This is a genomic window from Nostoc punctiforme PCC 73102 (assembly GCF_000020025.1).
Taxonomy (GTDB): Bacteria; Cyanobacteriota; Cyanobacteriia; order Cyanobacteriales; family Nostocaceae; genus Nostoc; species Nostoc punctiforme.
This window is the reverse complement of sequence record NC_010628.1, coordinates 1,903,860-1,915,602: the sequence shown is the minus strand read 5'-3', so window position 1 is coordinate 1,915,602 and position 11,743 is coordinate 1,903,860. Positions and strand designations below refer to the sequence as shown.

The window sequence follows — 11,743 nt, the reverse complement described above, 5'->3', positions numbered from 1 at the left end:
TAATTCATTCTGTAGCTTGCTTCCCTGAAAGGGTATTCTGACTCCTTACTCCTGAATTCTTTTTTCTATTAGCTTTGATCCAAGCGCAGTACTGCCATAAAAGCTTCCTGGGGTACATCTACAGTACCTACAGATTTCATCCGCTTTTTACCTTTTGCTTGCTTCTGTAAGAGTTTCTTCTTTCGGCTGATGTCACCACCGTAGCATTTGGCTAGCACATCTTTCCGCAAGGCGGGGATGTGTTCGCTGGCAATAACTTTACTACCAATAGATGCCTGAATTGGGACTTTGAATTGATGGCGGGGAATTAATTCTTTGAGTTTTTCTGCCATTGCCCGCCCAACGTTGTAAGCTTTGTCTCGATGCACAATCATCGCCAAGGAATCCACAGGATCGCCGTTAATCATGATATCCAGCTTCACCAGAGGGTTCTCACGGTAGCCTATGAGGTGATATTCCATACTAGCATAACCGCGCGATCGAGACTTCATCTGATCGAAAAAATCAGTTACAACTTCCGCCAAGGGTAGCTCATAAGTAAGGGTGGTTCGTCCTTGGGCAAGATATTTCATATCTTTAAAGATGCCCCGGCGATTTTGTGACAACTCCATCAAGCTGCCGACATAAGTTTCCGGCGTAATCATCTCTACTTGGACGTATGGTTCTTCAATTCTTTGGCGATCGTTGGGAGAAGGCAAACGGCTAGGATTATCGATGTACAGTTCCTCTCCTTTGAGAGTAATCACCTTATAAACCACCGATGGGGCTGTAATGATTAAATCGAGATTATACTCCCGCTCTAGGCGTTCCTGGACGATTTCCATGTGCAGCAAACCCAAAAACCCGCAACGGAAGCCAAACCCCATTGCGCTCGAAGTTTCTGGTTCGTAATGCAGGGCTGCGTCGTTAAGTTCCAGCTTTTCTAATGCTTCCCGCAAGTCTTCAAATTGGTCAGCATCAATGGGAAACATCCCACAATAAACCATTGGGTTCGCTTCTGCGTAACCTGGTAAGGGTGATTCAGCTTTTGCCTTACTAAGGGTAATTGTGTCACCCACCCGTGCATCAGCTACTGCTCTAATTGCCGCTCCCAAATAGCCTACTTCGCCAGCGTGGAGTTCTTCTACTTGCTTTTGAGTGGGAGAAAGCACACCTAACTCATCAATTTCAAATTCTTTACCAGATGCCATTAAATGAATGCGATCGCCTTTTCTGACAGTGCCATCCATCACCCGGAAATACACAATTACTCCTCGGTAACTGTCGTAATAGCTATCAAATATTAACGCTCGCAAGCGTTCATTTATGGTATTGGGCGGTGGCGGGATCCGCTCGACAACTGCTTCTAAAATCTCATCAATACCAAGTCCTTCTTTAGCAGAAGCCAGAATCGCACCACTGCAATCTAGACCGATAATTTCTTCAATTTCGCCAATTACCCGTTCTGGTTCTGCCCCAGGCAAATCAATTTTATTCAAAACCGGAATAATTTCCAGGTTATTCTCTAAGGCTAAATAGACATTTGCCAAAGTTTGCGCCTCCACACCTTGGGAAGCATCTACTACCAATAGCGCTCCTTCACAAGCAACAAGAGAGCGGGAGACTTCATAAGAGAAATCTACATGTCCAGGAGTATCAATTAAGTTCAGCACATACTGCTGACCATCCTTAGCTGTGTAGTTCATCCGGGCAGCTTGCAGCTTAATCGTAATGCCGCGCTCCCGTTCCAGATCCATGTTGTCGAGAAACTGTTCCTTCATCTTTCGGTCTTCAACAGTGCCAGTTGCTTGTAGCAAGCGATCGGCGAGGGTTGATTTCCCGTGGTCGATGTGAGCAATAATACAAAAATTGCGAATGCGAACTGCGGGAACGTCAGTCATATACTATCTTTGCCTTAGCAGCAACCAAAGTTAAAAGAGCAATTTACTTAATGTATTTTAATGCTTTCTTAGCCAAGACGCTCCGTTTTTAGTGCTGAGTTCCGAGTGCTGTTAGCGGATAGCTAAGGTTTAGCCCGTGCTGAGTTAGGAGTTAAAAGTTAAGAGTTAAAAGTTAAAAGTTAGGAGTTATTATTCTTTCCCTGCTCCCCTGCCCCCTGCTCCCCTGCCCCTCTTCACCCCATCTTTAACTTTCGATCTAAATAGGTGGACTTTTAAGAATATTATGAAAGTCTATTTGTCGCTGCTAGTATTCAACAGCTAGGAGCGTACAATAAATGTAAATAAGTACATGTAGGGATCATGTGGTGATCTTGGGCAATTACGACCCGTAATTACTCATAATCACTGATTTATCGGCAAAACTTCTAGAGCCATTGTCTAGTCAGTTATATGAAAAATGCGATTTAAAACTTAAAGCTGTTACTTTGGTGCTATTTCGGGGAACTATGTAAATGTCCCATTGAAGATTTTTCAGTGAATTAGCCCAAATGATGAATATAACTACTTTACAAAGCTTTAGACAAAACCAATTCAGAGTATATCAAACCTATGAATATGCAAGAGAAAACTACCGAAGCGGAAAACACACGAGCCGATAAGGTAGAAATTGCCGTCCGCCTGGACTCCGAGTTACTAGAGCAAATTCAGCATCTCACCAATGACCCAAGTAAAGTGATTGAGGTAGCAATTCGCCAGTGGTTACGTGGTGAAATCCTCAGAGATGACGAACTGACACGTACCCCTGTGCGTACCCCCGTTCCTCCTCGCGGTGAATGGAACGATTAATGCCATCAGTCATCTGTTAATGCAAGTTAAAAAAGGTGAAGTTTACCAAGCTGGATTTCAAAACAACAAGAAATACGCAATAAAAGCAAAAAAGCTGTAAAAATTTATATATAAATTTTAGCAGCTTTAGTAAAATTACGGTCGGATATCCTTTGTCTATCCAACTCAATTAATGACTATTACTGCCAATTCCCAATTGCCGAATGTATTTTCCCAAAATCTGGAATCTATTACCAGTAAAACTGATGGCTTATTGCCAACTCTAGGAGCCGAGTTGGTGTATACGCAAGATGGGGCAGGGCGCTATCTGACCTTTCATTGGCAGCACAGCGAACTCCTGGGGTTAAATACCGAAAAAATAGTTGAAGAGCTGAACCAGACGCAAACCTTTGCCCCTGTGGATAAGGTTAATTATGTGGAACGATTGCACCGAATTTTGACAAGTTTGGTGCCAGAAAGGTTTCAGTGTTGGTTTAGCTACCATCAGGAATTATTTGAGTTGGACTTAGTGATTAGTCCGATTATGCCGAGTTTGGGAACAACTGCCACTACAGTTTTAGTTATGGGACGCTTAGTGCAAGCGACACTCAACAAAAAACAAGCGCGTGTGGCATCCAAAACGCCCACACAGATAGAGTTGGCTTTACGTTCACAGCAACATCAAAAACTGGTAAATCGGATTACCAGAAATATTCGCCGGACATTGGATTTAGATATTATTTGGCAGCAAACAGTTGACAGTTTGGGAAAAGCACTGCGGCTAGAGCGCTGTATTATTTGTCCTTATCAGCCCTCTAGCTCAAAAGTAAAAGTGAAGGCTGAGTATCGCCAGCCAGAACTTAGATCAATGCTAGGCTTGGAAATAGATGTAGCTTCTGAGCCTGCCTTTGCTCAGGCTTTGACAACCCTAGAACCAGTTGTGATGGAAGTGCCTGGATGCACAGAGTCTGGGCGGCAGAAAACTTTGGTGGTTGCGACTTGCTATCAAGACCAAGCCAATGGATTGGTTGCCTTAAATTGGCAAGATGAATGCTATACATTAACAGAATCGGAATTAGAGCTAGCAAAAGAAGCAGCAGATCAATTGGGAACTGCGATCGCACATGCTACTTTATATGAAGAATTAGAAGTAGCTCGTCAAAAAGCCGAAGAAGCTTCCCGTCTCAAAAGCGAGTTTCTGGCTAATGTATCCCATGAAATTCGTACTCCCCTCAATGGGATGATTGGCTTCTTAAAGCTGATTTTGGAAGGGATGGCAGATGACCCAGAAGAACAAAACCAATTTTTGGCAGAAGCGCACAACTTATCGATACATCTACTAAATATCATCAACGACATTTTGGACATTGCCAAAATCGAAGCTGGTAAAATGGAGCTAACTTACGCTCCAGTCAAGCTAAATGAGCTATTTAGTGATGTAGAAAGTTTTATGCGTCCCCAAGCAGAAATGAGAAACCTCAGCTTTCGGATGCAAATGCCTGCTACCTCGGATGAAATCATTGTCCAAAGCAACTACCAACGCTTGCTCCAAGTGATGCTGAATTTGCTAGGTAATGCCATCAAATTTACCCATGAAGGTGGTGTCACCGTCAGCGCCGATTTAGTACTCAAAAAATCGAAGCTTCAAGACCAACAATTTCCTGGCTTGGTAAGAGTCCGTGTGGCAGACACAGGCATCGGTGTTTCCCTAGACAAACAAGATAAACTGTTTCAATTATTCTCTCAGGTGGATGGCTCACGCACTCGCCAGTATGGTGGCACAGGTTTAGGACTGGCAATATCTCAGAAGCTAGTTGAAGCAATGGGCGGCGAGGTACATTTTTATAGTCTGGGTGAAGGTCTTGGTTCAACAGTGACATTTACAGTGCCACTATATCAACAACCAGTCATGGTTTCTTCTAGTGATAGCGACTCAACAGACAGTGCTGTTAGCGATAGCGAGGCGTTTAGCCCGTTATGAGTTAGTCATTGCTCATCTCGAACATTACCAATACTGGGTTTGGAGTTTTAAAATTTAAAGTTTCTTAGTAATTATTATTCAATAAATAACAAAATTGGGCATAGGAGATTGGAAATAATTCCGTCCCTAGACCACAAAATTGTATAATTATGGGCTGGGTTGAAGAATAAAACACAACAAACGTCTAAATGTTGGCTTTTGCTCCGTTTTACTCAAAATTTACAAAAAATAGATTTTTGACTCCTTTTTACGGTGACGTGTACTTGGAGAATTAAATCCTGTCTTCCGTCTGACTGCAAAGCAGAACCTAAAAGCTAAAGTAAAGTAGGAGGCTCACACGAAAACTTTGTTCAGACAACATGGAAAATAAGATTTTGGATAATAGTTAACGAGTAATAGTGTATAGGGTACAGGAATCATTATTATTCAATGCCCCATGCCCCATTCCCTTCAGGAGTGCTGAGTGTTGGGTGCTGAGTGCTGAGTAGGGAATCTCATTTCTTTACCCAGCACTCGGAACTCGAAACTCGGAACTGTTTTGCCCCATTCCCAATGCCCACCATTAACTTAGCAGGTCTAAAACTATGGAACTCACAATTGACAACGTTGAAACAGTCTTAGATGAAATGCGCCCTTATCTCATGTCTGATGGCGGCAATGTGGAACTCGTAGAACTCGATGGGCCTGTCGTAAAGCTGCGCCTGCAAGGTGCTTGTGGTTCTTGTCCTAGTTCTGCAATGACCCTGAGAATGGGTATTGAGCGCCGCCTAAAAGAAATGATTCCTGAAATTGCGGAAATTGAACAAGTGGTGTAAAAGTTAGGAGTTAGGAGTTAGGAGTTATGAGTTTTGAATCAACTCCTAACTCCTCATTCTTAACTCCTAACTATTCTTATGTCCCATCCTCTATACATCGCTTTTATCTGGCATCAACATCAGCCTCTGTACAAATCTCCTGGTAGTGCGCTATCTCCCAGTCAGCAGTACCGCCTACCTTGGGTACGTTTACATGGGACTAAAGATTATTTGGATTTGGTATTGCTCTTAGAGCGGTATCCTAAGTTACACCAAACGGTGAATTTAGTTCCATCGCTGATATTACAACTAGAAGATTATATTGCTGGGACTGCTTTTGACCCTTACCTCACAGCCTGCTTGACACCGGATGAACAACTCAGCCAGGAACAGAGGGAATTCATTATCCAACACTTTTTTGATGCCAATCACCATACGTTAATTGACCCACATCCCCGCTACAGCCAGTTGTATCAGCAAAGGCAGGAGAAGGGGCAAGCCTGGTGTTTAGCAAATTGGGAATTGCCAGATTATGGTGATTTGCTAGCTTGGCACAATTTAGCTTGGATCGATCCGTTGTTTTGGGATGACCCAGAAATTGCTACTTGGTTAAAACAGGGTCGGAATTTTAGTTTAAGCGATCGCCAGCGCATTTATTCCAAACAGCGAGAAATCCTCAGTCGCATTATCCCCCAACACCGCAAAATGCAGGAGGCTGGGCAACTAGAAGTTACCACTACGCCTTACACCCACCCGATTTTACCCTTACTAGCTGATACTAACTCCGGTCGGGTAGCTGTGCCCAATATGACGCTACCTAAGCAGCGCTTTCAGTGGGAAGAAGATATTCCCCGTCACTTGCGGAAAGCTTGGAACTTTTATAAAGACCGCTTTGGACAAATACCTCGTGGTTTGTGGCCTTCGGAACAGTCAGTAAGCCCGGCGATACTTCCACACATTATTAACCAAGGGTTTAAGTGGATATGCTCAGATGAAGCCGTCTTAGGGTGGACGCTGAAACACTTTTTTTATCGGGATGGGGCGGGGAATGTGCAGCAACCAGAACTGTTGTACCGACCCTATCGGCTGCAAACCGCAGAGGGCGATTTGTCAATTGTGTTTCGTGACCATAGATTATCAGATTTGATTGGCTTTACCTACAGTGCGATGCCAGCAAAAAAGGCAGCAGCAGACTTAGTGGGACATTTACAAGCGATCGCTAAAATGCAAAGAGAGAGTCAAAGTGAGCAACCTTGGCTAGTTACCATTGCCTTGGATGGGGAGAATTGCTGGGAATTTTATCCCGAAGATGGCAAACCCTTCTTAGAAGCTTTGTATCAAAGTTTGAGCGATGAACCCCACCTCAAACTCGTCACCGTCTCCGAATTTCTCGAAGAATTTCCAGCCACAGCCACCATTCCTGGTGGGCAACTACATAGTGGTTCTTGGGTGGATGGCAGCTTCACCACCTGGATCGGCGATCGCGCCAAAAATCGGGCTTGGGATTATTTGACAGAAGCAAGGGAAATGCTTGCAAGTCATCCCGAAGCAACGGAAGAAAACAACCCAGAAGCATGGGAAGCGCTGTATGCAGCAGAGGGTTCAGACTGGTTTTGGTGGTTTGGCGCAGGACACTCCTCAAATCAAGATGCCATCTTTGACCAGTTATTTCGAGAACACCTGTTTGGCATTTACAAAGCATTAAATGAACCTGTACCGCCTTATCTCAAGCAACCAGTGGAAATCCACGAAGCACAAGGAAGCCATACCCCACAAGGGTTTATCCATCCCGTCATCGATGGTAAGGGTGATGAGCAAGATTGGGACAAAGCTGGACGCATAGAAATCGGCGGGGCGCGGGGGACGATGCACAATAGCAGTGTCATCCAGCGACTTTGGTATGGGGTAGATCACCTCAATTTCTATTTGCGGCTGGACTTTAAAGGTGGCGTTGCACCAGGTGGGGATTTTCCTACAGAGTTGAATTTGCTGTGGTTTTACCCAGAAAAAACAATGGTTAATAGCCCAGTTCCCTTGGCAGATGTACCAGATGCAGCCCCGCTTAATTACCTTTTCCACCATCTTCTAGAAGTTAACTTGCTGACGCAATCGATTCAGTTTCGGGAAGCTGGAGACAATTATCAATGGCATCCCCGTTTCAGTCGCGCTCAAGTAGCTTTAAATAGTTGTTTAGAGTTGGCAGTACCGTGGGCAGATTTGCAAGTTCCGCCAGATTATCCCCTGCGTCTGATTTTAGTGCTTGCAGATGAAGGGCGTTTTTGCAACTACTTGCCAGAAAATGCTTTGATTCCTATTGAAGTGCCTTAAAACTCAATACGGTTTTTAATTTGTTACCTCTGTGTTCTCTGCGTATTTGTAGTTAAATAAATTACTTTAAACCGCAGAGGCGCAGAGAACACAGAGACAAGAGAGATTTTTGGAGTTACCTTGAAAGCGCTAGTTCTACAAAGATTTATTTTTGCTTTTTGAATTTTTAACAGAAAAGTGGTGATGATTTAGCAAAGTTCCAGTAATGTTACTGGTAGAAAGGAATATTTACCGTAAAATTAAAGACATTTAAGAGCAGATATCCTATACTAATGAATCGCTTTTCTCAGAAAATAACGAATTCTCAAGAGAGCATTTCACAGCAAACTCAACTTGGTCAGATGTGTGCTTCCAAGAAGCTATTCCGCGATCGCTATGAAATATTGCAAGTTCTAGGTAAAGGTGGTTTTGGCATCACTTTTTTAGCCAAAAATGCCGTATTACCTGGAAATCCTCTGTGTGTCATTAAACAGCTTTGCCCGAAAGTGACTAGTCCCCAAAGTTGGCAAAAGGCATGTGCGCGTTTTGAAAAAGAAGCAAGAACTTTAGGTCAACTCGGTAGTCATTCGCAAATTCCCATGCTGCTAGACTACTTTCAGGCGAATGGGGAGTTTTTTTTAATTCAAGAATACGTACCGGGTTTGACTTTAGCCCAAGAAGTGCGGCGAGGCGGGCCCAAAAGTGAAGCCTCGGTGAAACAGTTTTTACAAGAATTATTACCAGTCTTACAGTATCTTCATAAACATCATGTGATTCATCGGGATATTAAGCCCCAGAATTTATTGCGGTGTGAGTATGACAAGCGGGTAGTGCTGATTGATTTTGGCGCAGTGAAAGAGCAATTAGTTGATGCTTGTGAAAACTCTACCAATCAAGCTTTAAATACTAACTTTATTGGCACTAGGGGATTTGCACCGCCAGAACAGTTTTCTCTTCGTCCAGTTTATGCCAGTGATATTTATGCACTAGGTGTAACTTGTATTTATATGTTGACTGGTAAAAGTCCTTTAGAATTTGATTACCACCCAAATACTGGTGAGATATGCTGGCAAAAAGAAGTAAATATTACTGATAGTTTCGCCAAAACTTTAGGCAAAATGGTAAAGATTACATTAGACGACCGGTTTAAGACTGTTGATGAAGTAATAAAAGCTTTAAGTTATGAAAGCTATTTGCCTACTTTAGCTAACTGTCTAACTACCCAAAAATTAAATAATAAAAGTATTACACAATACGAAAACTCTAACGAAACTCCTGATGTATACATGCCACCAGTTGCCAGAACTGCTAATGCTATTCGGAAATGGAGAGCTAGGCTTAAGTAAACAAGGTTACAAAATTAAGTTAGAAGATATTTTAAAAGTTATTTGTGATGTATCAAATACTTGTATATTCTCCTAAAACCCATTAGAAATCGGGTTAGATGGATATGAAAGTGCCTAAAATCACAGCAAAATATTTTTTAAACAACCTTTTATTGCCTAAAGTATCAAATTAACAATTATCATGAGCAATTGGAAATATCAAAAACAAATCTAGTAACCATTGCGACTACATTTCATCGTCAGTGATGGTTATTTAATCAGGATTTTACTTAATACTTAGTCAATTTTCCCTTGTCAATATACAAGCAAAATTACTAGGGGTAGCAGTTTAGAGAAATATTTCTATTCAGATTATTATATAATCGGAAGAATAATTAATTTTATGGCTCTCGTAGTTTTCCACAGAAGAGGAAGACTAACTACTATTTACAAACGCTAACTATATTAAGTAATTCCCCAATCCCCAGAACAGGGTTTTCTACCACAAGTAAGCGAGAGTCAATTTTCTTAAGGGACAGTTCGGGGCAAACTTAGCCTAAGTTGTAATGCAGTCGCGCCTGTCAGATCATGATCTGCTGCTTAAATCCCGATTGCCTAAATCCCCTGAATCCCAATGGAAAGAAGTTTTGCCAAAGTTGTAGCACCCCGTTGGTGTCACTTTTAAGAAATCGCTTCCGTGTCATCCGAGTCCTTTCAGATGAGGGGGGATTTGGCAGAACCTATCTATCAGAAGATGTCGATAAACTCAATGAACGCTGTGTTATCAAGCAATTAGCTCCTAAGTTCCAAGGAACTTGGTCGCAAAAAAAGGCGATGGAATTGTTTGCCGAAGAAGCGCAGCGACTACAAGACCTTGGGGAACATCCCCAAATTCCGACTTTAATAGCTTACTTTGAGCAAGAGGGCTGCCTATATTTAGTGCAGCAGTTTATCAATGGCGATAATTTGTTAAAGGAGTTGCAGCAGCGCAAGGGGTATAACGCTAGGGATATTCAATCTATTTTGCTAGATTTATTGCCCATCCTGAAATTTATCCACGATCGCAAAGTCATTCATCGGGATATCAAGCCAGAAAATATTATCCGCCATAAAAGTGATGGGCGATTAAGTCTGATTGATTTTGGTTCCTCAAAGCAATTCACCGCAAAAGTTCAGCACAAGTCTGGCACATCCATTGGTTCACATGGTTATTCTCCCTTAGAACAAATTAGAGATGGTAAAGCTTTCCCTGCCAGTGACTTGTTCGGTTTAGGCGCTACCTGCTTTCATCTGCTAACGGGAACTTCCCCCTTTCAGTTGTGGATGGAATCGGGGTACGCCTGGGTGAGTAATTGGCGGGAATATTTGCGGAGTCCATTAAATACTGAGTTGGATTTTGTCATCGACAAACTTTTAAAAAAAGATATCCATGAACGTTACCAGTCAGCCGATGAAGTTCTCAAAGACTTAACTCCAAAACAACTCCTTGCCCTACCACCAGCTGGTAAGTCATCTGGAAAAATCCCCGCAACTCAAGCCCCATCTTTACCAAAAAGTTATCCTTTGCTGAGAACTTTAATTTTGGTAAGTGCTTTTATTCTGTTGTTCGGGTTCCAAGAATCTTGGTATAAAAATTTTCGGCGGATTCAAACCAGTTTAGTTTCTAGGCTGAGTCAGCATAATAATTCTGGCAAAGATGACGTGCTTTTAGGTCAACCACCAAAGATTACTTTGGGTAAGGTTTCCTTAGCTAACACCCTCCAAGGACATGAAAACTCGGTTTTATCCGTCGCCATCAGCCCCGACGGTAAAACCATTGCCAGCAGTGGGGGCGATGGCATAATCAAACTTTGGAATCTCTCAATTGGGAAAGAAATATCTTCACTCAATGCCTATTCTCAGCAGGTGAATACGGTAGTAATTAGCCCAGATGGGAAAACTCTGGTAAGTGCCAGTGATGACAGCACCATCAAAATTTGGAATTTAGCAACAGGAAAACAAATTCGCACTCTTACAGGGCATTCTGACTCAGTTCGTGCCCTAGCGATCAGCGCTGATAGCGAGACTCTGGTGAGTGGTAGTGATGACAACACCATCAAAATCTGGGATTTAGCCACAGGAGAGCAAATTCGGACACTGGTAGGGCATACATTCTGGGTGCGATCGGTAGCCATCAGTCCCGATAGCGTGATTCTTGCTAGTGGCAGTTTTGACAAGACGATCAAAATCTGGAATCTGACAAAAGGGTACTCAATCCGCACACTAGAGGGAAATTATCAAACAGTAACAGCTGTAGCTATTAGCCCAGATGGGAAAATTTTAGCCAGTGCTAGCCGCGATCGCACTATTAAACTTTGGGATCTACTGACGGGAAAAGAAATTCGCACACTGGCAGGCCACGCCAACACAGTCACAACCGTAGCCTTCAGTGCCGATGGTAAAATTATTGCCAGTGGTAGCCGCGATCGCGCCATCAAACTCTGGAATTCGGCCACAGGAGAAGAAATTCTCACATTAACAGGGCATACCAACACCGTGACATCCGTAGCCTTTAGTCCTGATAGTAAAACCCTTGTCAGTGGTAGTGAAGACAACACCATTAAGATTTGGCGCTTGTCTCAGTAAAAATTT

The 11,743-nt window shown here is 42.8% G+C and carries 7 protein-coding genes; 6 read left to right on the top strand and 1 reads right to left on the bottom strand.

Annotated features, from left to right (window positions below; genetic code table 11):
• Window positions 1-68 precede the first annotated feature (68 nt).
• Entirely contained in the window at window positions 69-1,880 is a 1,812-nt protein-coding gene (gene lepA, locus NPUN_RS07875; protein ID WP_012408259.1) for a translation elongation factor 4, read from the bottom strand.
• A gap of 609 nt (window positions 1,881-2,489) precedes the next feature.
• On the opposite strand from lepA, the gene NPUN_RS07870 reads away from it, so the two are divergent.
• The 6 genes from NPUN_RS07870 (at window position 2,490) to NPUN_RS07845 (ending at window position 11,737) form a co-directional block, all read left to right on the top strand.
• Window positions 2,490-2,726, top strand: a complete 237-nt coding sequence (locus NPUN_RS07870) for a hypothetical protein (protein WP_012408258.1) — start codon at window positions 2,490-2,492, stop codon at window positions 2,724-2,726.
• 172 nt (window positions 2,727-2,898) lie between these two features.
• Complete coding sequence (locus NPUN_RS07865; RefSeq protein ID WP_012408257.1) at window positions 2,899-4,686, top strand: ATP-binding protein; 1,788 nt, start codon at window positions 2,899-2,901, stop codon at window positions 4,684-4,686.
• Window positions 4,687-5,270: 584 nt separating this feature from the next.
• Entirely contained in the window at window positions 5,271-5,501 is a 231-nt protein-coding gene (locus NPUN_RS07860) for a NifU family protein (protein WP_012408256.1), read from the top strand.
• A gap of 78 nt (window positions 5,502-5,579) precedes the next feature.
• Window positions 5,580-7,808 carry a glycoside hydrolase family 57 protein gene (locus NPUN_RS07855; protein ID WP_012408255.1) on the top strand — a complete coding sequence of 743 codons (2,229 nt, stop codon included), beginning with the start codon at window positions 5,580-5,582 and terminating at the stop codon, window positions 7,806-7,808.
• A gap of 272 nt (window positions 7,809-8,080) precedes the next feature.
• Window positions 8,081-9,133: a serine/threonine-protein kinase gene (locus tag NPUN_RS07850; RefSeq protein WP_012408254.1), complete on the top strand. Its 1,053-nt coding sequence runs from the start codon at window positions 8,081-8,083 to the stop codon at window positions 9,131-9,133.
• A 567-nt stretch (window positions 9,134-9,700) separates the two neighbouring features.
• Complete coding sequence (locus tag NPUN_RS07845; protein ID WP_012408253.1) at window positions 9,701-11,737, top strand: serine/threonine-protein kinase; 2,037 nt, start codon at window positions 9,701-9,703, stop codon at window positions 11,735-11,737.
• The last annotated feature ends 6 nt before the right edge of the window (window positions 11,738-11,743 follow it).